The following is a 24,448-nucleotide window of genomic DNA, read 5'->3' on the forward strand; positions in this document are numbered from 1 at the left end:
ATCGTCTGATTGCGGCCCCTTCCATTTGAGCAATTTTACGCCTTCGGCGCGTCGTCGGTGGCGATCTCCTTGATCGAGGTGACCATACCCGCCAGCGATTGCAGCTCGCTGGGGATGATAATCTTGGTCGACTTGCCGTCGGCCACCTTGGCAAGCGCCTCCAGGCCCTTGATCGCCAGCACCTGCTGGGTGGGAGCAGCCTGGTTGAGCATCTTCAGAGACTCGGCGAACGCCTCCTGCACCATGCGGATGGCCTCCGCCTCGCCCTGCGCTTCGCGGATCTTCTGTTCCTTCACGCCCTCAGCGCGCAGGATGGCCGACTGCTTCTCCGCCTCCGCGCGGAGGATTGCAGATTCCTTCTCACCCTCAGCGACCAGGATCTGGCTGTGCTTTTTGCCCTCGGCCTGCAGAATCGATTCGCGGCGTTCGCGCTCCGCCTTCATCTGTTTCTCCATCGCATCCTGGATCTCGCGCGGGGGCAGGATGTTCTTGAGCTCGACGCGGTTGACCTTGATGCCCCACTTATCGGTGGCCGTATCGAGCGTCGCGGTGATCTTGGTGTTGATGACATCGCGCGAGGTGAGGGTACTGTCCAGCTCCATCTCGCCGATGATGTTGCGCAGCGTGGTGGCCGACAGGTTCTCAATCGCGGACATCGGCCGCTCCACACCGTAGGTGTAGAGCTTGGCGTCGGTGATCTGGAAAAACACCACCGTATCGATCTGCATGGTGACGTTGTCCTTGGTGATCACCGGCTGCGGCGCAAAGTCCACCACCTGCTCCTTGAGCGAAACCTTCTTGGCGACGCGGTCAAAAAACGGCGTTTTAAAATGGATGCCGGTCTGCCAGGTCGCATGGTAGGCGCCCAGGCGCTCCACAACATAGACGGTGGCCTGAGGCACGATCTTGATGCAGGAAACCAGGGCGATCAAAATGATCAGCACCACCACCAGAATAATAAACCCGCCAAATACTTCAAATACTCCCATGTTTACTCCTCCTCACTCGGTTGTGTTGTCTCTTGTTGTTTCACGATCAGCTTCACGCCGTCGATCTCCAATACCGTTACACGGGCGCCCTCGGCCAGGACTTCGCCGTTTTGGGTGCGCGCCGACCAATCCAGCCCCATGACCGCGACGCGGCCCTGTGCCCTGTCGTTGTCGATCTGCTGCACCACGATGCCGGTCTGGCCGATCACGCGATCCGCATTGGTCCGTTCCTGTTTGACACGCAAACAGCGCTTGACAAATGGGCGGGTGCACAGCATCGAAGCGGCGGATACCGCCACAAATACCAGGAACTGCACCCAGATGGGCGCGCCCATCAACGCGGGGATGATGGCCGCCACCGCGCCCAGCGAAAACCAGATGGCCACCAGCTGGACGGTTGCCGCCTCGATAATCGCCAGTATGATTCCCAGGATCAGCCAAAATATTGGATAAAGATCCTGCGCTGGAATCCTCAGCATTTTTGTGCGCCTCCTTTACTCAAGAAAAATTCAGTTTGGATGTACATCTTACTCCCGGGGCAGATTGACAATCTATATTTTGTAATAGGTTGTCACTTTTCTGCTTGTCAAAATTATAGCATTTTCCACCCCCAGATACAACCCGGAAAAATGGCGAAATTCCCCCTTTTTCTTCGATTTTGCGCACTTCTGGTGAAACCTACTCGCCGGGTATCATCCGCGCGAGCCCGGCGTCCGCCCCGCGTGCGCTGCGGCCACCCGGACAAAATAGAGCCTGTTCTTTTTGCCGCTGGGGATGGAACGCTTTGTAATCGATGAAAAATATGGTATACTAAATTTATATGCCAGATTTTGTTTTTTATGGGTGCTGTGCACGGTTATGATAAATTTATCATATACCCCGCAGCAATTTCTGTAAACCAATTTTTTGTGGTAAAAACGTAAAAATAAGGTCTTTCTCAACATAAATACCGGCTCTCCCTCCGCTGTGGGCGACCTTGGCGGTATGGCGGGCCTTGATATCACAAAGGAGTTCTATGAGATTTCGAGAATTAGGCGTCATTCCCCCCATTTTGAAGGCGCTGGAGCTTCAGGGCTACCAGCAGCCGACCCCCATCCAGGAACAGGCGATCCCGCCGGTACTCGCGGGCCGCGATGTGCTGGGCTGCGCCCAGACCGGCACCGGCAAGACCGCCGCCTTTGCGGTGCCGATCCTGCAAAACCTGCGCGCCCATCCGCTGCCGCAGGGCACGCCCCGGTGCATCCGGGCGCTGGTGCTCACCCCCACCCGCGAGCTGGCGCTGCAAATCCAGGAGAGCTTTACGGCCTACGGCCAATTCCTGCCGCTGCGCTGCTGCGTCATCTTCGGCGGCGTCTCACAAAAGCCGCAGGAGCAGGAGCTCCGGCGCGGGGTGGATGTCCTCGTGGCGACCCCCGGACGGCTCAACGATCTGATCGGCCAGGGGCTGATCCGTCTCGACCACCTGGAAATCTTTGTGCTCGACGAGGCCGACCGGATGCTCGACATGGGCTTCATCCACGACGTGCGGCGGGTGATCCGCCAGCTCCCCGACAAAAAGCAGACCCTGCTGTTTTCCGCCACCATGCCGAAGGAGATTGCTGAGATCGCGCGCACGGTGCTGGTGAATCCGGCAAAAATCGCAGTGGCCCCGGTCTCCTCCACCGTGGATTCTATAGAACAGAGCGTCTACTTTGTGGACAAGGCTAACAAGCGCAAGCTGCTCATCCACCTGCTCGGCAATCCGGAGATCGTCTCCGCGTTGGTGTTCACCCGCACCAAACACGGGGCCGACCGTGTGACGCGGGAGCTCACCCGCGCGGGCATCAAAGCCGCCGCCATCCACGGGGACAAATCGCAGGGGGCGCGCCAGCGGGCGCTCTCCAGCTTTAAGGACGGTTCGGTGCGCGTGCTGGTGGCCACCGACATCGCCGCGCGCGGCATCGACATCGTGGAGCTCTCCCACGTCATCAATTTCGACCTGCCCAACATCCCCGAGACCTATGTGCACCGCATCGGGCGCACCGGGCGCGCGGGGCTCTCCGGCGTCGCCATCTCGTTTTGCGACGAGGAGGAAAAAGCATACCTCGCTGATATCCGCAAGCTGACCAAGCGGGACATCCCAGTGGTGGAGGGACACCCCTATCCGCTGGGCAGCGCGCCCACTCCGGAACCGTCTCTGTCCGCCCCAGCGGCGAAAAGCGCTGTAGCGGCGCCAGACCGAGTGCCATCGCGCAGACAGCCGAAAAAGCAAAAGGCTACCGACAACGAAGCGGAAGACGCACCAAATCCGCCTAAACGGCAAAAACAGAATAAGAAAAAGGGCGAGGCAACCGTGCCTGCTGCTGAACCCGCCAAGCCGGCCTCCGCTGCGCCCCAGTCTTCCAAAAAGTCCGATCGGGGCCGTCCGTCTGCACGGCGCAGACGCCCGCCCGAGCCAAAGGTCAACCCGGCCGACGAGCCGGTCACCCGCAACGCCTACTTCATGAGCCCGCTCAAATCCGGCCGTCCAAGCCGTGGCCGCTGACCTGCGGGCGGAACGCCAACTGTTGGGGAGAACATCATGCTACTGTTAAATGCAGAAAAACTGTCGAAAAGTTACACCGAAAAGGAGCTGCTGCGCGACGTGTCGTTGAGCATCGGGGAAGGAGACAAGCTCGGACTCATCGGCATCAACGGAACTGGAAAAACCACCCTGCTGCGGGTACTCGCCGGGGTGGAGCCGCCCGACAGCGGCAGCATTGCCAAAGCGGGCGGGGTGCGCGTGGGCTACCTGCCGCAAAATCCCATCTTCGATGGGGAGCGCACCGTGCTGGAGCAGGCGCTCACCGGCGTGGACGGGCAGCAGAGGGACAGCAAGGAGTACGAATGCCGTGCGATCCTCACCCGGCTGGGCATCACCGATTTTGAGCAGCCGGTCTCACAACTATCCGGCGGGCAGAAGCGCAGGGTAGCGCTCGCCAGCGTGCTGGTGTCGCCCGTGGAGCTGCTCATCCTCGACGAGCCGACCAACCACATCGACAACGAGATGGTGGAATGGCTGGAGGGGTATCTCGCGCGCTACAGCGGCGCGCTACTGATGGTCACCCACGACCGCTATTTTCTTGACCGGGTGACCAACACCATTTTAGAGCTGCAGGGCGGCCGCCTCTACCGCTACGAGGGGGCCAACTATTCCAAGTATCTCGAGCGCAAAGCGGAACGCGAGGAGATGGCCGCCGCCAGCGAGCGCAAGCGCCAGGCGCTGCTGCGCAAGGAATTGGCCTGGATTCAACGCGGGGCGCGGGCTCGCAGCACCAAACAGCAGTTCCGCGTCAACCGCTTTGCGGAACTCTCGGCGCAAAAGGTGGATTTTACAGAGGACAAAATGGAGATCAGCGCGCTTTCCTCCCGGCTGGGCAAGCAGATCGTGGAAATCCGCGATGTGAGCAAGGCCTACGGGGGACGCACCCTGATCGACCATTTCTCCTACAACCTGCTGCGCGACGACCGAGTGGGCATCATCGGTCCAAACGGGTGCGGCAAATCCACCCTGCTGCGGATGATCGGCGGCCGCCTGGCGCCCGACAGCGGCAGCGTGGTCCACGGAGAGACCGTTCGGATTGGATATTTCTCGCAGGAATGCGAGGAATTGGACCCCGCCCAGCGCCCGATCGATTACATCAAAAACATCTGCACCGAGGTGGAGACCCCGGAGGGAACCCTCACCGCGGCGCAGATGATGGAAAAATTTTTGTTCGACGGCAATCTTCAATATACCACCATCGGCCGACTTTCCGGCGGAGAGCGGCGCCGCCTGTTCCTGCTCGGCATCCTGATGCAGGCCCCCAATGTGCTGCTGCTGGATGAACCGACCAACGACCTGGACATCCAGACGCTCACCATTTTGGAGGATTATCTCGAGCGATTTTCAGGCGCCGTGGTGGTGGTGTCGCACGACCGCTATTTCCTGGACAAGGTGGCCGGCCGCATCTTTTCCTTCGAGCCGGACGGCGACATCCTCGGCACCATGGGCGGCTACACCGACTACCTCGCGCAGCGTCCGCGGCGGGAGGCGAAAAGCGAAAAGCCCGCTTCGGATAAGCCGTCCTCAGAGACTTGGAAGCGAAAAAGCACCAAGCTCAAGTTCACCTTCAAGGAACAGCGCGAGTACGAGCAGATCGACGGCTTGATCGCGGAACTGGAAAAACGGATTGCCGGTACCGAGCGGGAGATCGCCGCAGCCGCGAGCGACTTCGAGCGGCTGCAAGCCCTGCTGGCCCAAAAGGAGGAGCTGGAAGCGCAGTTGGCGCAGCAGATGGACCGCTGGGTCTACCTGAGCGATCTGGCACAGCGCATCGCGGAGCAGGAAAAGGGCGAGGCATGATGAAACCGCCGCATCTCAGATGAGAGATGCGGCGGTTTTTTTGTCGTTTTATGTCCTGCTGAACTCCGCCAGCCGGAGCCCTTCGTTCTTTTCAATCGCCCAGTTGATGTTCCAATTGTCGGTGAACAGCAACAGGAAATTGCCTCTGAAGTCCTGCACCACCTTGGTATCGGAAGTGATGCTCAACTTTTTGGGATCGATGTCCTCGTTTTCGATCCATCGGATGTACTGGTAAGACAGCCGGTCCATAATGATATCCACGTTGTATTCGTTCTTCAGGCGGTACTCCAGTACATCGAATTGCAGGGTACCCACCACGCCGACAATCACTTCCTCCATGCCCTTGCCCGGCTCCTGGAAAATCTGGATCGCGCCCTCCTGGGCGATCTGGGTCGCGCCCTTGACGAACTGCTTACGCTTGAGCGTGTCCTTCTGCCGCACCCGGGCGAAATGCTCCGGCGCAAAGGTGGGGATGCCCTCGAACTCAAACTTTTTATTCGGCACGCTGATCGTATCCCCGATTGAGAAGATGCCCGGATCGAACACGCCGATGATATCCCCGGCGTAGGCCTCGTCGATGATTTCGCGGTCCTGCGCCATGATCTGCTGCGGCTGGGACAAGCGCATGGTCTTGCCGCCCTGCACATGCAGCACCTCCATATTCTTATCAAACCGGCCCGAACAGATGCGCATGAACGCGATGCGGTCGCGGTGCGCCTTGTTCATATTCGCCTGGATTTTAAACACAAAGGCCGAAAAGTCCTTGTTGAACGGGTCGATTTCCCCCACCGAGGACTTGCGGGGCAACGGCGGCGGGGTCATCTGCAAAAAGTTTTCGAGGAACGGCTCCACGCCGAAGTTGGTGAGCGCCGAGCCAAAAAATACCGGCGAGAGCTTGCCGTGGCGCACCTCTTCCATGTCGAAGTCATAGCTCGCTCCGTCGAGCAGCTCCACGTCGTCGGAAAGCTGCGCGCTCAGCCGCTCGCCCAGCATGTCGTGCAGGCGGGGGTCGCCCAGCTCGATCTCCTCCTTGGCCACCGCGCGCTGTCCGTTGGCCAGCTCGCCCGCCTCAAATTTGATGATCTCCCGCTTGTGCCGGTCGTACACGCCCTTGAACTCCTTACCGCAGCCGATCGGCCAGTTGATGGGATAAGTGCGGATTCCCAGCTCGTTCTCGATCTCTTCCATCAGGTCGAACGGGTCGCGGGCCTCGCGGTCCATCTTATTGATAAAGGTGAAGATGGGGATGTCGCGCAGCAGACACACCTTGAACAGTTTGCGGGTCTGCGCCTCCACGCCCTTGGACGCATCGATCACCATAACCGCGCTGTCCGCCGCCATCAGGGTGCGGTAGGTGTCCTCCGAGAAGTCCTGATGTCCCGGCGTGTCCAAAATATTAATGCAAAACCCCTCGTAGTTGAACTGCATCACCGAAGAGGTGACCGAAATCCCCCTCTGCTTTTCAATTTCCATCCAGTCGGACACCGCATGGCGGGCGGTCTTTTTGCCCTTGACCGAACCTGCCAGCGCGATTGCGCCGCCGTAAAGCAGAAATTTTTCGGTCAATGTGGTTTTACCCGCATCGGGGTGCGAGATGATCGCAAAAGTCCTTCTGCGTTCGATTTCGTGATTGATTTCAGCCAAGCTCAATTCCTCCACCTGTAGCATTCGATTCCAAAGCTATATCATATCATTTTTGCCGCTCAGGCGCAAGAAAATTCCATTGTTAAGAGGCAAATTTTTCAGTAAAAAACCACCGGCACGCTGGATACCGGTGGTTTTTATCTCACAATCCCCCGGCTCAGGCAAGCCCGGTCAGCCGCGCCACATTGGCCACGACAAAACAGATGAGAATGCCAGTGACAGTGGGCACCAGGAAGGAGACTGCCGTCCATTTGAGGCTCTGCGTTTCCTTTTTTATCGTGAGGCAGGTGGTGGAGCAGGGCCAGTGCATCAGGGAAAACAGCATGGTGCACACAGCGGTCAGCCAGGTCCAGCCGTTATCCACCAGAAGCGTCCGCAGGGACATCAGATCGAGCTCCAGGATGCTGCCGGTGGCCATGTATGCCATAATTACAATCGGCATCACGATTTCATTCGCAGGAAAGCCCAGGATAAACGCCATCAGGATCACGCCGTCCAGCCCGATCAAACGCGCAAACGGGTCGAGAAAGCCGGCACAATGCGCAAGCAGGCTCATATCCCCGACTGTGATGTTCGCCATCAGCCAGATCACCAGGCCAGCCGGGGCCGCCACAGCCACGGCGCGCCCGAGGACAAACAGCGTCCTGTCAAAGATCGACCGGACGATCACTTTGCCGATCTGTGGGCGGCGGTAGGGCGGCAGCTCCAGCGTGAAGGAGGACGGCATCCCCTTGAGGATGGTGGCGGACAGCAGGCGGGAGATGAGGAAGGTCATCAGCACCCCGAGCACGATGACGGCGGTGAGCAGCAGCGTGGAGAGCAGCGACTGGGCCGGCCCGCCCGCCGTCCCCACAAAAAACATGGTGATAATTGCAATGAGCGTGGGGAAACGCCCGTTGCAGGGGACGAAATTATTGGTGATGATGGCGATCAGGCGTTCCCGCGGCGAGTCGATGATCCGCGCGCCCACAATGCCCGCGGCGTTGCATCCAAACCCCATGCACATGCATGGGCGCCGCGCGGGATACCCCGGCGGCATCCATCGGGCCCATGTTACGGCAATCTTTCCTCCATGCTGCTGATTTTGATCACCTTTGGGTCGTATTTGACCCATTTACCACCTCTGACCATGCTGCCGCAGGTCACACACTCGCCCTTTTTCAGCTTCTTCAGCCGTTCGGCCCATTCCTTTGCGCCCTGTGCATTGATATCGATATTTTTAGCGACCATTGTGACGCCGTCGTCGGGTGGGCAAAAATAGAGCTTCTGGCCGGCCTGCTGCAAGCGCTGGATTTCGTCGTCTGAAAGCTGAGGCTTCATAAACTGGGTCGCGTACCAACCGGAAAGGCCGAACTTCCTGCCCTCGGTGAGGATTTTTGCGCTCGGCGACCTATCGCTGTGACTGAGATTCTGCGCCTCGTCGAGCACCAGGATAAACGGTTTGGATTCATCGCCATTTTTGATGCTGTAGCTCCAAATATCCCAGAGCATCAACTCGGTCAACAGGATTTGAATGTCGCGGCCGTAGCCGGTGAGCTGCATCACATAGACCATCCCCTGGGAATCGCGGATATCCTCCCACCGGAACCCCTCGTCGACGGCAAACGGGTCGATATCTGTGAAAGCCTGGATTTTACTGACGACCGTCTTTGCATAGCTCGTCCCCATCCGCTCGAGCTCCTCCACCATGAGCTGGAAGTTCATGGCCTCCCCATGCGCTTTGACTCCCGCCAGCACAGCGGAATAGACCGCGCTCTTCTGCTGGTCGCCCAGCGCATAAACGGATGAAAATATCTCAGCGAGTTTGCTCGCAATATCGACGTCGTTTTCCGGCACGAACAGCTCCGCGTCGATCTGGATTTCGTGCTTGGCAAAGGGGTTGATGGGGATTTTTTCAATCCGGATGATCCGCTGCCGGATCCGGTCGCCGAGCGCCTCCTTAAAGACCGGGTCGAGCTTGCTGTTGGTAAAACCGCCGGTGTAGTCGAACACCACCGAGGATACCCCCTGCAGCGCGGCCTCCATGAGCAGCCCTTGGATGCAGTATGTCTTGCCGCACCCGGAGTTGCCGTTGATCAGGAGATGCCGGTTGTTGAGCTCCCGGTTGCCGAACTCCCAATAATATTTCTCCTTTGTCCGTGTCTCCTCCCCCAACAGCAGCCGGACCGCGCCGAGGCCCTGTCGCTCCTCCAAAGTGGAGGCCGCATCCGGCGCGCCGGCCGGGGTCTCATCCGCAGGCGCCAAAGGGGCGGATTCCACCCCGGGCCGCTCAGTCGAGCCCTCGGGTTCGACCTCTACCTGCCCCATCTGCACGGCCCGCTGCGCCTCCACAAAGGACAGAAATGCCTGGGGCGGCCCCTCATGGTTGATTTTATCCAATAGCTGCGCGCCGAATGCGGTGAGATGAAACCGCGCCAGCTCGCTGTTTTCCAGCAGGCCGTTTTTTCTGAAATCGGTGATGGCGAAATCGAGCACCGTCTCCCATTTGGCGTGGTTGTTGCTCGGATATTTGATCCGCTGATCCTCAACCGAAATATTGAACTCGTCTTTGAACCAGTTGAGCGAATCCCGCCTGGTGTGCTCCTGGCCATCCGCCAAAAAACGCAGGAACGGGAGATAAGCGTCGCGCGTCCTGGGGATCGTCTCGCCGCTGCCGACGGCCGCAGCGGAGTCCCCCGCCGCTGGTTCCTCGGCCTCCTCCGCCCCGGTTTCTTCCGATTCGACCTCGTTGTATTGAAAGGTGGACGAGCGCTCCTCCTGCGGGAGCAGCATCTTCTGTATCAGAAGCTGGCCGCAGGTGTGGCAGGCCATGGAATTGAGACGGATGCCTTGATCCGCCAGCTCCTGCGGCAGCGAAGAGACGATCTCCCACTCGTCCAGCCGGTCGTCGTTCTCATCCAGCCAAAAGGCGAAGATATCGCCGGTCCAGTCGATCTCAAACCTGCCGTCCAGAATCCCGATGATTTTATCCCGGATGATGTGATAGCCTGCGGCGGTGTTCTCCATGTTGAGCGGCGAAAAAATGATGGCGCGGTAAAGCTGGTTGAGCCAATAGCGGCGCATCACCCCCGAATTGCGCGGGTCCCAGTTGCCGCTCATCACACGGAGCCCCTTCTCCAACTGCTCGCGCGCCTTGGCGATTTGATTCCCATTTCGATACCCCATCTTGCACTCGATCATCTTGACCTCGATGTGGAGCAGGCACTCGGGCGAGAGGTTCTCCGGCGTGTTCGGAATCTCAATCAGCATAAAATCGGGGCGCTTGTTGTCTTTGCACTTCTCCCCGTCCTCCGCAAACCAGTGCTGATAGGAGTCGAGGCTGATGAGCGAGCGGACGATGTACCGGTCGTCCGCGGCCGCCATATTCAGCATCTGGAGCGTCAGGATGTAGGCCAAAAAGCTGTGGATTTCATAATCGTAGGGGTTGAGCGCTTTTAAGATGCGGCTGCCGTCCATCCGCTCTGAAAGCCCGTCCACGCAATAATCGGCGGCCTTTTGCAGCCGGGCGTCGTCCCAGTTGGCGAACTTCTCGGTAATCCGTTTGCGGAGCATGTGCTTGATATCGCGCAGCAAATCTTTGCGGGCGGACACCGTGACATTGAGCTCCCCATAGCGGCCCTCGCCCGTGGTAAACCCAATGATCTTGCTGTTTTTGGTCTCCAGCATGTGGCGGTCGATCGCCTGGTCAATACAGACGACCCACTTGCAGCAGATGTGCGCTGTGTCGATGATCCGCTCCTGAATAGGGGATAGCTCCAGCGTCCGGTACGCGCGGTAGACGCGGTCGATGCTGTCTGGGTACCCGACCATGTGGGTTGCCTGCGTCTGGCTCTGCGCCGCGGCAAACTGGGACTGAGAGAGGTTGACCTTTCTCGACTTTCCGTGGGTCGCGGATATGGTGTCGGGAATCAAGGTCATGGGAAACTTCGCCTGATCCGCGGCGCCGCCCTCCTTGACGGCCGGGCTGAACTGAACGCCCACAGAGCTTAAAATGTTGTAGACAAAGCAGAGGTCGTGGTGTTGCAGCAGCCCTTCCAGCTCCTCCACCCCGGAATCGGCGTCGATCGACAGATAGCGAAGGAAGGTGTTCACCTTGACCGAACGCTCGTCGTCGAAATAGCTGTCCAGCCACTTGCGCAGGTAGGACGCTGAATTCTTTCTGCTGTTGAGGCAGATCAGCTTCAGATGAATGGTTGCGACAATCGCGCTGTCCTCGAGGTATTTGGCGATGGTGTGCACCGCCGCGACGATATGCTGCATGTCGGTGGGGGCGACGAACGCGATCTTCAGGCCGTCCACGCGGGCGGGAAAGGTGCGCATGTAATCCATGACGTTGCGCACGATGATGTTGGACTGCGGGGACACATGGAGCATCGCGGAAGCGTCCTCGTCATCGGTGACGATAGAGGCCCCGAACGAATTGCCGGAGATCAGATCGGTATCCACAGCCGCATCGTAGTAGACGCCGTAATACTCCCACATGCTCTTGCAGGTGAGGAAGCTAGCGGCCTTTTTGAAGATGGTATCCACCCCCTGGGTGATGGAGGAGAGCTGCACAAGGTTTTCCAGCTTAGCCAGCAGCCTCTGGTCCGACTGGGCGCCGGTCGCCCGCTGCGCCATCAGCTCCGCAAAGCCGTCGCGCAGGAATTGCAACTTGGCGTCGATCTTTTCGAGCAGGACGGGGTGATAGGCCGGCAGCAGCACCTCCGCCATGTCGCAGTCCCCGATGACATTCTGATTGGAGGTGATCATAAAACAGTTGAGCAGCAGCGGAATCTTTTCCCGCTGCACATCGGTAAAATCGGCGTAGTGGTCGTGGAGATACTGCATCAGGTCGCGGTATGCCGCGACCACCCGCTGGAGCTCCGCGAGCGCGTGGAAAAAGCCGCGCCTGCTCAACTGCAGCGCAAAATCCTTGAAATTCCAGCAGAGGGAATCGAATTTCGCAGCGGCATCCGAGCTTCCGAAGTACCGCTCGACCTCCCTCCGGTGCTCCTCATAGAGCACGACGTCGCGCAACTGGCTCAACTGCGCATAAAACTCCTCCTCGCTTTCGCAGGCGAGGTAATCCTGGATGTTTTCACAGGCCACCAGGGTGGGCAGGAGGACATGCTCCCCCGCGCGGTCGATCACGTTGTCCAGATAGGAAAACGCGTTGCTCCACGCCGCATAGGGCGAGAACGCCCACTTAAAGTCGTAACTGTGGGTCTCGCCGCCCCCGCGCAGTCTCAGGGTGAGGATGACCTTGCAGGGGTCGCCCCACTTGCCGGCCGTTTTGAGGCAAGCCACGGGAATCGCGTCGAAGTGCTCAAAGTCGAACGGATCAGGTGTGCCGAAACAGTCGTAGGAAAAGGAGAGCTCACCCGCACCCGATGGAATGCCTGCGCCGCGGAAAAACTCCAGGATGCCGCCGAGAAATGCGCAGAGGTTGCAGTAGGCGTCGCTTTTGGAGTCCTCGGTGCAGTTGGAGAGGATGATCTTATGGATCTCGACGCGAATCTCGTCGGGACAGATCCCATATTCCGCATAAAAGTCGTTTGCGGCGAGCAGGAACATCCTGGAATATGCCTCCATCGGTTCGCCTGTCACCAGCGGCGCTTTGGGCTTTGGGTCCGCGCCCTGAATCTTGGTTCCGATGATCCGGTCCAGAATCGCGTAGTCGACCGCGAGCAGCCGGCTGCGGTTGAGGTCCAGGTCCTTCCCCTTCATGAAATCCAGGACGCACGTTTCAAACTCATCGTAATTGACAAACAGCCCGGTCTCCTGTGGAAAACCCGCGCCGGGATCGACCTCATTCTCCTCCGCATACTTCTGGAATTTTTGATGCAGCTTTTGTTCATACGACTGGGTGGGGATGTCGTCGGCCCGTTCGATGAACCGGATGGCATTGGCGATGATCTTTGCGGGCTTGCCGGTCTTGAGGCTCCGGACCATAGGCACCGACCGCCCATCGATCACGCTCGGGATGCCCCAAACGGTGTTCAGCGTCTCACAGATGTAGGCGATGAGCTCCTGCATCGAACCGAACGACAGGTCGTGGAGGCGGTCGATAAAATCGCTGTAGGTGAACACATCCACGTTGGCGCTGGAAAAAATGGTCTTATACAGGGTGTTGAGCGCCGCGCGGTTTTCTTCAGTATCCAGGTTGTTTTCCGCCAGGATATCCCCGAACCAGGCGCTATAGTCGGCCTTAAGCGCCGCGATCATCTCCTTGGTGGAGATCTCATAGATCGAATCCTCCAGGCTGCCCTTGTCGTCGGTCGCTTCGGTGCCCATCAGTACCACCAGGGCTGGGGTCGCCGCCAGATACTCCGCAGATTCGTTGCGCCATTTGGTGATCGCGCCGTCAAAATCGACATAGCTCTTGGCCTTATACGCCTCTGTGAGCGCTGTGCTGTAGCTGTCGTTCTCCCCCCTGATGCAAAAATACGAGCGCCTGCTTCCACTCTTCCCTGTTCTCCCGCTCGAACTGTTGGAACCGTTCATAGGTGAGCTTGGCTACAAAGGTATTGCCGGCGGCATATTTGAGCTGCTCGCAGACATCGCTGTAGATGACCGGATTGTCGATCCCCTCGATCCGGACGATGTTGGTTTTTGAGGGCTCCCGCTCCATCTGTTCCAAAATCCGCATCAGCAGGACTTTTGTCAACTGTTTCACACCAAATCATCCTCGCTTTCATAGGGGTTTTCGACGATTGAGGTCGCGTCGGACAGATCGCGCAGAAATCCGCAGTCCTTGAGCTTCTGGGCGAGCGCGCGCTTGTTCTCCTCCAGACAGGAGGTGTCCCCCGGCTTCTTCACCGACCCGCGCGCCGCCTCCCTGAGATACTGCTCCTTGCCGATGACCATGCCGAAGTGCCGGTAGAGCAGCTCCATAAACTCGTCGAGGGTGATCATCTTTTTGGGAGGGATCAGCGAGAGCACCAGAAACTTGATGATGTCCTCGGACAGGGAGAAGCGCATCCCCGCGCCGGTATTGGGAATCACAACGCCGATCGCCTTACCCATCTTCCGGAACAGGCGGTAGGAATCCTCCGCGGCGCCCTTGATGGCCTTTCGCTCGTCCTGCTCCTCCAGTTGATCGCGCAACTCGGCGTATCCGCGGTAGAGGTAACTGCTGATGACCTCTTCATTGTGTTTGAAGGCGGCAATCGCCGTCTTTCTCATCTCGCTGTTGTCCATTCCCTTGTAGTTGATGTCGAGCACCCAGCAGTTGCTCTCGCGCCCGATGGCGGCCGCGAGATACATCATCCTCAGCATTTGCAGGAGGATGCCGTCTGCAAGAATCTCCATCTTCTCGAACGGATGGGACTTGCTGTTGAGAAAGTTGCGGAGCTCGGACAGGGTATCGCGGTTGCGCTGCGAAAAGGCGCGGGGAATCGCACCCAGGTCCTTGGAGGTCTCCTTCTTTTCTTCGGCCGGAACCATCATATAATTGTCCCAAGTCCCCTGCACAAAGTTGCACAGGTGGGAAAACTGCGGAAAACTGTCGATCATCTGGGTCAGCCGCGCTTCGATGACCGCCTGATAGGCCGGAAACTCGTTGATGGCATTGAGCAGATGGAGGTAATAGACCTCCCCGCCGCGGCACATGTAGGTGTAACGGTGGTAGTCGAACGCACCGTCCACCTTGGCGTCCCCCACGCTGAAGGTGAGGCCCTGGCGGACGCGCTTCACGCCCATGCCCTCGGGGAGGATGGCCTCGCGGCAGATGGGGAGCAGGTTCTGGTCGAACCAGGAGCGGTTTTGATTGACCGCGCTGAACCCGCTGAGGAGGTTTTGAATGATCGTGATGTTATTCCGTCTGGCCATGGCGTTCGCACCCAGCACATTCTGTTCCAGCGCCGAGATGCATTCCCGGTACGCCTGCTTATCCACCTCCGCCTTGCCCTCCAGCTTGCTTTTTGGCAGGAATACAAACCGCTTGAGCCCGATCCTTGTCTCAGGGAAAAAAGTGAGGTTGTAGGCCTCCACCCGGCGATCGACCGGGAACATACCGGAGAAGGGCTTGCCGGTGAGCGCGTCCTCCTTGCGGGCGATTGCCACCTGCAAAAATTCGATCAGATACTCGTATTTGGTCTGGGCCGCCTTGATCCGGTGCCCAAACAGCTTGCTCTGCAAGGAGTTCACATTTTTGTATGTCCTGGGGTACAGCTCCATGATGTCGTCCCTCCTAGTCGATCAACATTTTTCCTTCCTCAAAAGCTATTTTCCTCACCTGCTGCCCCTTCGCGGTATTCACCAACACAGTGAGCTCGTTGTCGTCGTCATGAAAACTGTACAGCTCATGCAGCAGGGCATCCAGCTTGGCGATGCCGTGGGTGAGCGCGGGATTGCTGTTGGATGCGATCGCGCCGTCGATCAGGGCGCTGAAATAGGTGAGCAGCGGCAGGGTGATGGGAAACTCCCGATCCTTCACCTTGAGCACCAGCGACCACTTCTCATCAGCATCCTCAAAGCGGTTGTTCTCCTTCCGCTGGCAGAGTTCGAGGTCGCTCTTGTTGACCGTGCCGAGCACCAGCATCACGTTTTGGAACACGTCGTCCTCGCGGCGGAGGGTCAAAAACAGCGGCATGTCCCCGCTGGGCAAAAATCCGGTATTCTTCTTGTAAAGCGCCTGAAAAATGGTATTCTGCATCCGTTTGAGCATCAGGCGGGGCTGCCGGCCGGAGATCAGCTTTTTATAGTCGGTAAAATGCCTGCCAAACACCTGATTCATCACCTGTTCCATCTGAGCCTCGTCGCTGCACATGCTGTACATCAGATAGAACCGCCGCACCGCCCGGCGCAATTGGGTTTCGCGCTTCTGCACGGGGTTGGAGGAGGCCGCGCCCTCCTCTGAAATCCGGTAATATCTCCGGTTTTTCCGGAACAGTTCGGTCAGCTCCGTCTGGATTTCCGGGCTGAAGCAGGTATAATCATGGTTGACAAACAGGCTGTAGTCCGCATCCAGCGCGATTTTGTCCAGCTCCAGGCTCCTGATCTGCTCGATTCCCTTCACCTGGCCCGCGTCCTTGTCGTCGCGCAGGCCGACACAGCCGAAAAAGAGGTTGGCAAAGTTGTAATCGAAGAAAGGGGCCCTGTAATAATGCCCCTGGATGGCGTCACAGGTGAGGTTCCCGGTGAGTGCATAACTGATCTGGCCCACCATCTGGCGGATGGTCATGCGCTTGTCATTCTCGTATAGGTAGCGGTAATAATTTTCCAAAAACGCCAGCACGCGCTTGCGGTGCTCGCTGACATACCTGCGGTTCCAGCAGATGGGGCAGCGGTCTTCGCAGGCGCAGCCGTCGCACGCAGCCCACAGGTCGTCCGCGAGGATATTTTCCAAAATTCTGCCGGCAAACGCGACGTTGTCCACCCGCGCAATGTTGACGAGGACGAAGGAATACCCCTCGATCTCAATCGCAGCGTCCCCGCTCCTGTCGAGCTGCCTGAGCAGGGTGGACTGGAGCTCGATCCTCTCGTCCTCCCCAAACGGCGACCCTTTCTCCGCGCGTATCTCCTGCACCAGCTTGACAAACACATCCATCAGCGGCCCGGTGTTGCTGATGAGCAGGCTGCTTTTCCCATTTGCCGGAGATTCGAGCGCTTTCCGAAGCACCCCGGTCTGGTCGTGCTTGGGAATTTCGCTCATATCCTTGACATAGTAGAAATGCTCGTAATCCTTCTGTTTTTCCAGGCCCTCCGTCGGCGCCAGCAGACCCTCCTGTTTGAGCGCCTGCACCAAAATGCTGGTTTTGCCGTCGCCCGCGTGGCCGGTCAGCACAAACGCCTCGTACCGCTGCCGTTCCAGCCCCTCGGCGATATACCCGCCCAGCCTGCGGTCTACCTTGATCCGGTCGTAATAGGCGCTTTTCACCTGCACCTCCGCCAGGGAACCGGTGGAATCGCTGCCCGCATTGTTGGTCGAGTTCAGGTAGTTGACAAATTCGTTCATGGTCATGCCCCCTCTATCTCAGAAACGGCTTTGATCACTGTGTCGATCTCCTCCATCGTATTGAAATAACTCAGGCTCAGGCGAACCGTCCCTTTATAAACAGTCGATCCGATGAAATCGTGCACATAAGGCGCACAGTGGTATCCGGTCCGCACCGCAATCCCGTAATCCTGGTCCAGGATCGCGCCGACCTCGCCGGCCTCATACCCTTCCAGGTTGATCGACAGGACGCTGGTGTGCCGGTGCAAATCTGCGGGGAGGTAGAGCTTCACGCCGCCGAGGCCGCTGAGGCCGTCGATCAGCCTGCGCATCAGGTCCTTTTTGTGCCGGTAAATCTGGCCCCTGCCGACCGACTCGATCCATTGAAGCGATTCGTTCAAGCTCGCGATCGCGATGACGTTGGGGCTTGCAAATTCGTAGCCCGCGGGCGTCGAGGGCGGCATACCGAGGTTGAGGGAATCAGAACCGGTCCCCCCTGCAAAAAAGGGATGAAGCGGATATCCGCTGTTTTTGACAAATCCGCCCACGCCGAATGCGGCGTACAAATTTTTGTGGCCCGCAAACACCAAAAAATCGATGCCGGACACGGAAAGGTCGATGTCGAGCAGCCCCAGCGACTGGGACGCATCGACGATCACCGCCGCGCCGTATTCCTTGGCCGCCCGCACAATCTCATCCAGCGGGGAGATCAGGCCGATCACGTTGCTGACGTGATCGACGAGCACATAGTCCGGTGGGTCGATTGAAAACAGCCGCTCCATCTCTGCGGCGTCGAGCTGGTAGGTGGTCTTATCGTAGGGCAGCAGGTGCACCGCAGCGCCGCATCTCCGGCGGATGGCCTCCAGCGGGCGGGCCGCCGCGTTGTGCTCAAATGGGGTGACATAGACATTTTTATACTCGTCCCACTCCAGCCCGAACAGAATCTCGTTGAGGGCGATGGTTGCAGACGGGGTGAAGACGACATCGTCCGGGCTTTTCGCACCGGCCAGCTTCGCTGTGCGCGCCCTCGCCTCATCGACCACCGCCGCGGCCGACTTTGCAGCGGCGTAAGAGCCGCGGCCGACGTTCACGGCCAGATTACGCTGTGCGAAATCGACCGCCCGGTAAACGCATTCCGGCTTGGGGAAGGTCGTCGCAGCGTTATCCAAATAAATCATATCGTTCATACGGCGCTCCTTAATCCAAAAGGTCTTTCATCAGTTGAATCAGAATGGCGAGCTGTTCGTCGGGTTCCAGCGCGCCGTTGTACTCCTCGAAGACGGCCTGAAGGTTGTTGAGAGCCGTCCTCCCCAGCGGGGAGATTTCCTCCTCCGAGAACGCCTTTTCTATCCTCCGTCCGGTCAGGTTGATGACCACATTGCAGGGACCCGCCCCCTGCGCCTCCCCATCCGCCTGATACTCGTTGATCCGCCGGATGGCAGACGATATCTCGCCGTCAAACTGCGCCGCCAGGGCGTCGTTCCAGTCCTCGATCGCCATGGAAGAGAAGCGGTAGACGAGGTCGTCCAGGGTCTGTTCGTCGTCGTACCCGCTGAGCTTCCCCGCGAAGGATAGCAGCTCGTTTGCGGTACTGTCGAACAGGTGGGTTCTGGCCGCCGCGGGCAGACCGTCCCGCCACGTCTGAATCGCGCGGGAGAGCCCACCCCGGTAGCCCGGCGCAAATTGCGCGATCAGCCTCCCTCTGAGTTCCGCTTTGCAGCGCTGCAGGTGGCCCTCCAAAAAGGATTTCGCGCCCTCAATCTCAACGTAGCATTCGGATATGTCGCCGGACGGGCTGAGGCTTTGGCGGAAGGTGCTGAAGAGCAGCTCGCGGGAGTTTGTCTCAAACCTCAGCAGCTCGCGCCGGATGGTTTTGACCTCCTCGCCGACGGCCTTGGATTCGCCGTTCTCCCAATAGGACCCAAACTTCTTGGTATATTCGGGGAGCGCGCGCATCCAGTTCTGCATACTCTTGACCACGCGGTAGATGCGGTTGACGCTGGTGGTTCTCAGGTCCTGATAGGGGGCGAACAGGGTTTCCAGACGGTCCAAGTAGGCTTCGCGCTCCCCCGTGCCCGCTTCCAGCAGCATCTCATACTGTTGCGGCGCCTCCACCAGCCCGCCCAGGATGGCGGAGGAGAGCTCGACCTCCTTGCCCGCATAGTAGAAGACGGCATTTTCCCTGTATTGCCGCAGGGCATAGGCGAGGAACAGGGGGATGACCCCCTTGCGCACCCCAAATGGGGCCTCTGTCAACGTCTGGTACAGAGCGCCGAAGTTCCGCCGCTCCTCCTCGCAGGAGGTGATGAAGCGCGCGATCTCGCCGAGTACCGCGCGGATGCCCGGGTCCTGCGCCTCGGTGGAGCGGTCCAGACCTGTGCGCACAAACATCGATTTGAAAATGCTCACCTCCGGGCCAAAGCCATCCATACAGGGGATCACGTTGTCGTCGGCGCGCTCCAGAATCCAGTCGGCGACGAGGGCGCGCGCCTTGCGGATTTGAGGTGTTATCACATTTTTGTTGACCATCTCGTTGTTGACAACCGGGGTCTGCCAATAGCAAACGCTGCAAATGCGGGAGATTTCGTGGTTGAGCTCCACCTGGCGGCAGATGACAGGGAACGGCCCGTCACAATTGACAAAGTAGCTGTTGGGGCTGCCCGGCGAGTACAGGTCCTGTACCGCTTGGTGGATCTGCCGGAAGATATCCTCCTCCAGGTTGTCCATCTCCTCGAGATAATGCGGGTCCCCCATCTGATCCGCCATATCCGCCTTGAGCCGCTGAATCGCGACGTACTTCTTCAGCAGCTCCTCCTGCTGAAAAAACGCCTTGGACATGCACAGCACGATCTGCGGCTGCCCGTGAAACGACCGCACCTTCTGTTCGATCTCCTCAGCCGCGACCTCCCCTTCGTTGACGATGTAGATCACGAGGCCGTCGTAGGGATAATCGGCCAAAAGTTGTGAAGCGTCCTGGTAGTGCAGAAAGACTTTGGCCTCCAGGAAAATATTCTTGAAATAGCGCACCATCCGGAACCTGTCGTTGTATTCCCGCGGCATCACAAAGCCGAGGTCCACCACGTCCGCGAGAACCTCACAGGTCTTGATCCGCGCGAGCTTGGATTTGACGTAGGTCTCCACATTCTTCTGCACATCCACGCCGTTAGCGGTCATCAGGACGTATTCCGACGAACCGTGCTGCACCAGAATATGCCGCTTGAGCAGCTCGCGGCTCGCCCTGGCGAACCGGTCGTCGTCCATCATCAGGGCCGCTTTGATGTGCGACGATGTGCATCGAAACGCCTCGTCCCCGATGATCTTGATGACGGCGAACGCCTTGAGGATTTTGAGCTGATCCCCGTCTGAAACCTGCCGGATGGCGGAATCGGCCTTGGCCCAGATGCTGTGCACAGTGGTGTTAAACACCTCCCGTTTGAACAGCTCCCCAAAATAATCGTAGATCGATTCCACCGTGAGGAACCGCAGGGTGTCGTAGTCGTTTTGCAGAAACGCGGAGAGCGTGTTTGCATCGCGCTGCGCCAGGAAGGTGAACAGCGTCCGCTCATTTTGCCCCACCTTCTCGCTGACCTTGAGTAGCGCGTATGCGCTGAGGGGGGACAGCGGAAAGCAGCCGTAGACGAGCTTTTGCTCGAACGCCTGCTGCGAGAGGTCGCCAAACACGCCCACCATCGACGAGACGCTGATCGCCCGCTCAAACTCCGCCCGGTGTTCCCGCTTGAAGTCTTCAAACTCGGGCGCCTTTTCAATCGCGTTGGAAATCAGCTCGTAGCTCTGCTCGGACGGCGCGATGAAGCGAAGCTGGCGGAAGCGCCCCTCCACCGTTTTGAAGCTGTCGCTGGCGGAGTAGTCTAAAATCTCCTTGTGGGTGACACAGGTGAAATGAATCTGCTGCCTGCCGCTGCGGGTCGCGGCCTCGGCCATATCCTGGATGATCTTGAAGTTGAGCATCCTGCTCCTGTCCAGATTGGCCTCCAGGAACTTGCTGAACTCGTCGAAAATGATGTTGATGCCACGAAACGGCGTCTGTTCACAAAGGGCGTTGACCACCGATGTGTAGAGCTTGACCACGTCCATATTGATGAGGGGGTTGAACTCCGCGCCCGCAGCCACCGAGGGGTAACAGGCGCAGAACAGCTCGTAGGCAGCCTGGTCGTACCGCTTGAGGCCGATCAGCAGGTCCTCGACCGAGCGCTTGTGCTGCCTCAGCTCCCGGCCCAGCTTTTCGTACGCCTCGGGAAAGGACGCCTCCCACTTGCCGATCATGGCGCAGGCAGCGTCAAAGTAGGTCTCAGGCAGCAGGTTCTGCAGGCCGGTGTTGACCAGCGCGTCCCGCAGCGCGACGATAAACGCCTGATTGATGTCGGTCGTGTTGCTGTTGACGATCACAGGCAGCGTCCGGATGCCAGACTCCACCACAACTTTGGCCAGCTCGCCGACCTCGGGATTGACGGCGCTGATCTTGCTGCAGAGCTCCCGCTGCGCCCTCGCGGCCTCCTCTGCCGTCCCCCCGCCGACAGCGTACACGTCGAGGGAGGTCAGCGCGGTGAGGATGAGCAGGAGGTGAGATTTTCCACGTCCATACGGGCCGATGAACACCGTCGCTCTGTTTTGCGTGTTGTTGTCGTAATAGAAGGATTGCAAAAAATCGCCGAGAATCTTGACGGACTGCTCGGTCGGTATGTAACAATCGACCTTGTCGATTTGATTCAAGTCATACTCCAGGTTGATCGAGGTCTGAAACTTCTCGTTCACCCGGATGAAACTACCGTATTTCATGGATTACCTCACCGTTGCTTTTTCATAATACGCCGTCATAATCTCAGGCGGCGTGGGGGAATCTTCCAGGTACACCATGTCCAGGCCGACCGTGCGGGTGAGCGTGAGCAGCCCGGAGACCCGGAGCTGGTCGAGATACTCGTTGAGCCCCACCCGATTGAGGTGGAACACCTTACCGACGTTGTTGGGCGCGCCGAGCAGATCATCGATGCTGACCGAGCGCTTGCCTTCGGCCAAATTCTTCCTGATGACGTAGAGGACGGCCAGCTTATCCAGCTGGTCGGGTGATGGCGCTACCTTTCGGTATGCGTTTTTGGAGTTGGCGCTCCTTCGGATGAGCCCCAAGGCCGCGAAAGGGCACCCGAGGCTCTCCTCCGGGTCCTCGCTGGTCTCCGCGCTGAGGTACATCTTCAGGATGCTGGCGCAGTCGCTGTAAAACGACTTCTCGGAGAAGGCAGCCCCCTCCTCCATCCGCTTGACCAGCTGCGCTTTGCACATCAGGAACAGATCCTCCTTAGTGAAGTTCTCCCCCTCGTACTCGTTGAAAAAGATGTTCCAGGCGATGCAGAACTCCTCGTTGGCCACGATGTTCGCATGGAGCAGCCAGAGGGTGAAGATATCGTCAAAATACGGGTCGTAGCGGTCGATCACACGGCCGAAGTCCTCGGTGATCGTCTGGACGCGGCCGCCGTTTTGATACACCTCTTGGGTGAGGCCGGTGGCCTGAAGCCAAAACCGAACCGACTTGACCATCTTGCTGCCCATGCCGAGCAGTTCCATCGCCTCGCGCTTGGCGAACAGCCTGGGGTCCTCTGCCACGCAGCGCATCCCCTTGCGGAGCCAGCCCTCGCGGATGTTGAAGGATTCGTTTCCCTTGAGCCTCACCTTGTTGAGCTTATTGTTCATTCTCAGAATATCCCTTTCCACGGGGCAGCAGCACCCGCCTCATATAGCATCCGCCTGTATAGTGGTTGATACATTCGCAGCAGTGGTTGCATTTGCCCTCATCGATTTCATATCGGTATTGATAGCCGGTCTCCCCGACTTTGATCAGCTTGATCGCATTTTGCTTGCAGACCGTCTCGCAGGCGTGACACCCCGCACAGAGCTGGTATTTGGTGATCTGGCATTTGAATTTCAGCTCGATCTCCGCCGTCTTGATCCGATGGGCGATCGGCGTACTCAGAATGGTGATGCGCAGCTCGTCCGTGCCCAGCCTGCCCTGCAACTTCATAATCGGCTGCATGGTTTTATGGTCGAGGATGTAGACCTCGCCCAGCCTGGGGTTGCCCATATCGAATTTGAGGACGCCGAACGGCTTAAAAAGCTCGTAGAGCTCCCTGGTGATGGGTTTATTCAGGACATAGTTGAAGCTCTTGGCGTCGGTTGCGCAGGGCTTAAATTCAATCGCCACATTCTTGCTCAGCTCGATCCCCGCGCCCCCCTGCCGCGCCTTCCATCCGCCAGAGGCGACATATTCCTCGGGGTTCTCCTTGCCCATCTTCACCGCAAAGCGGTAGAGGATGTCGTGGAACCGCTTGCTCTGCTCGGGCATATAGATGCTCGCCAGAAACTGCGACCACCTGCTGTTGTTGGGGCAGCACCAGCAGCCCACACGGGTATAACCCAACCGGTAGGCGTCGTTGAAGTCGATTCCGGTGGTCAGCAGGTAGAGCCAAATGTCGTAATCCAGCCAGTCGATGATGGGCGAGGCGACCAGCTGCTTGCTGATCTTCCGGCCCACCGAGGACCGCTCATAGGTATTGCGGCTCGCCGATTCACTCCGCCGGATGCCGTAAAACGTGAGCACGGCCTTGTTGTCGGCATCGAAGGTCCTTTTGATTTTCTCCCCAATGAAGCCGGTTTTGAAGATGTTGCAGCACCACCGCAGGGTGCGGCTCGGTGGGCCGAACACCTCGCAGAGGTCAAAAAAATCCTGATCCCTGTTTTCGGCGCGCAACATGGGGGTCTTGCGGTTCTCCTTGCGGAAGCGCTCCAGATATTCGTAGGTCTGAGGGAACTCGAGGGTCGTGTTTCCAAAGATGTGGATGACGGAGGGATTGCTGAGCGCCTTGCGCACCAGGTCGCTGACCACCGTCGAATCCTTTCCTCCTGAAAAGGAGACAAACGACGCCACGTTGTCGGTGTTGAGAAAGCGCTGGGAATAGCCGCTGACGTACTGCCGCGCCTCGGTTGTGATGAAGTGGAGGTGCTGCGCGTTCGCCTGAATCCAGCGGCCGATCATCTCGTTGAACGGCCCATAGGAATTCTGCGGTTTGTACCTTTCCAGCTTTGCACGAATCTCCTCGGGGTCGTACCGGCGCAGGTTGGAGACGGAAAACGGGATACGCTTCCCGTTCACATAGTAGCGGTTTCCCGTGCCGTTCCAGACGGAATCGTGCAGAAACGCAAACGGCTGATCCAGCATAATCTCGATCAGCAGCCGCTCTTCGGGGAACACCGGCCTCGCATCCGACGTGAAGTACGCCCCGCGGCCGTGGCAAAGGGGGCAGGTCTCTTCGTAAAGCGGGATATTGCAGGAGGGGCACCAATAGAGCTCGCTCTTCATCTCCGTCCTCTTGTTGCAGATGGGGCATTCACTCTTCTCCACCGCGATCTTACAGTTGTTGCAATAGTAACTAACCATCTCATTCACCTGCCTTTGCTTACCGCCATGATATCATATATTCGGTCCCATAAAACGGATTATCCGGCAAAACACCCCCGCCGCTTGAG

At 58.5% G+C, this 24,448-nt stretch carries 13 protein-coding genes and 1 pseudogene; 2 read left to right on the forward strand and 12 right to left on the reverse strand.

What is annotated here, in order from left to right:
* Positions 1 to 35: 35 nt before the first annotated feature.
* Together H8711_RS02925 and H8711_RS02930 are read right to left on the reverse strand one after the other, a co-directional pair.
* A complete protein-coding gene (locus tag H8711_RS02925; protein ID WP_249282042.1) occupies positions 36 to 989 on the reverse strand; it encodes an SPFH domain-containing protein in 954 nt (317 codons plus the stop codon).
* 2 nt (positions 990 to 991) lie between these two features.
* Positions 992 to 1,468, reverse strand: a complete 477-nt coding sequence (locus H8711_RS02930) for an NfeD family protein (protein ID WP_249282043.1) — start codon at positions 1,466 to 1,468, stop codon at positions 992 to 994.
* Positions 1,469 to 2,004: 536 nt separating this feature from the next.
* Between H8711_RS02930 and H8711_RS02935 the strand changes: the two genes are divergently transcribed.
* Complete coding sequence (locus H8711_RS02935) at positions 2,005 to 3,513, forward strand: DEAD/DEAH box helicase (protein WP_249282044.1); 1,509 nt, start codon at positions 2,005 to 2,007, stop codon at positions 3,511 to 3,513.
* Positions 3,514 to 3,549: 36 nt separating this feature from the next.
* Positions 3,550 to 5,352 carry an ABC-F family ATP-binding cassette domain-containing protein gene (locus tag H8711_RS02940; RefSeq protein ID WP_249282045.1) on the forward strand — a complete coding sequence of 601 codons (1,803 nt, stop codon included), beginning with the start codon at positions 3,550 to 3,552 and terminating at the stop codon, positions 5,350 to 5,352.
* 48 nt (positions 5,353 to 5,400) lie between these two features.
* On the opposite strand, the gene H8711_RS02945 is transcribed toward H8711_RS02940, so the two are convergent.
* The 10 genes and pseudogenes from H8711_RS02945 to H8711_RS02990 all read right to left on the reverse strand — a co-directional run bounded on the left by H8711_RS02945 (position 5,401) and on the right by H8711_RS02990 (position 24,359).
* Positions 5,401 to 7,020, reverse strand: coding sequence for a peptide chain release factor 3 (locus H8711_RS02945; RefSeq protein ID WP_249282046.1), 1,620 nt, complete (start codon positions 7,018 to 7,020; stop codon positions 5,401 to 5,403).
* 133 nt (positions 7,021 to 7,153) lie between these two features.
* A pseudogene (locus H8711_RS02950) lies at positions 7,154 to 8,002 on the reverse strand (nucleoside recognition domain-containing protein); the annotation flags it as partial.
* A 47-nt stretch (positions 8,003 to 8,049) separates the two neighbouring features.
* Positions 8,050 to 13,482, reverse strand: coding sequence for a winged helix-turn-helix domain-containing protein (locus tag H8711_RS02955; RefSeq protein WP_249282047.1), 5,433 nt, complete (start codon positions 13,480 to 13,482; stop codon positions 8,050 to 8,052).
* On the reverse strand, positions 13,367 to 13,654 hold the full coding sequence (locus H8711_RS02960) for a hypothetical protein (RefSeq protein WP_249282048.1): 288 nt from the start codon (positions 13,652 to 13,654) through the stop codon (positions 13,367 to 13,369). Before H8711_RS02960 ends, H8711_RS02955 begins: the two co-directional genes overlap by 116 nt.
* Positions 13,651 to 15,156 (reverse strand): methylation-associated defense system protein MAD7 family protein, encoded by a 1,506-nt coding sequence (locus tag H8711_RS02965; protein ID WP_249282049.1) that lies wholly within the window; start codon positions 15,154 to 15,156, stop codon positions 13,651 to 13,653. Before H8711_RS02965 ends, H8711_RS02960 begins: the two co-directional genes overlap by 4 nt.
* Positions 15,157 to 15,169: 13 nt before the next feature.
* On the reverse strand, positions 15,170 to 16,936 hold the full coding sequence (locus H8711_RS02970) for a hypothetical protein (protein WP_249282050.1): 1,767 nt from the start codon (positions 16,934 to 16,936) through the stop codon (positions 15,170 to 15,172).
* Positions 16,937 to 16,938: 2 nt separating this feature from the next.
* Positions 16,939 to 18,102, reverse strand: a complete 1,164-nt coding sequence (locus H8711_RS02975; protein WP_249282051.1) for an aminotransferase class V-fold PLP-dependent enzyme — start codon at positions 18,100 to 18,102, stop codon at positions 16,939 to 16,941.
* A gap of 10 nt (positions 18,103 to 18,112) precedes the next feature.
* Positions 18,113 to 21,712 carry a DUF6079 family protein gene (locus tag H8711_RS02980; RefSeq protein ID WP_249282052.1) on the reverse strand — a complete coding sequence of 1,200 codons (3,600 nt, stop codon included), beginning with the start codon at positions 21,710 to 21,712 and terminating at the stop codon, positions 18,113 to 18,115.
* A 3-nt stretch (positions 21,713 to 21,715) separates the two neighbouring features.
* Entirely contained in the window at positions 21,716 to 22,618 is a 903-nt protein-coding gene (locus H8711_RS02985; RefSeq protein WP_249282053.1) for a DUF4007 family protein, read from the reverse strand.
* The gene (locus H8711_RS02990) at positions 22,608 to 24,359 is read right to left on the reverse strand and encodes a phosphoadenosine phosphosulfate reductase domain-containing protein (protein ID WP_249282054.1); all 1,752 of its coding nucleotides are present in this window, start codon (positions 24,357 to 24,359) and stop codon (positions 22,608 to 22,610) included. Before H8711_RS02990 ends, H8711_RS02985 begins: the two co-directional genes overlap by 11 nt.
* Between the last annotated feature and the right edge of the window lie 89 nt (positions 24,360 to 24,448).

Source organism: Ligaoa zhengdingensis (genome assembly GCF_014384885.1).
Classification (GTDB): domain Bacteria; phylum Bacillota; class Clostridia; order Oscillospirales; family Ruminococcaceae; genus Ligaoa; species Ligaoa zhengdingensis.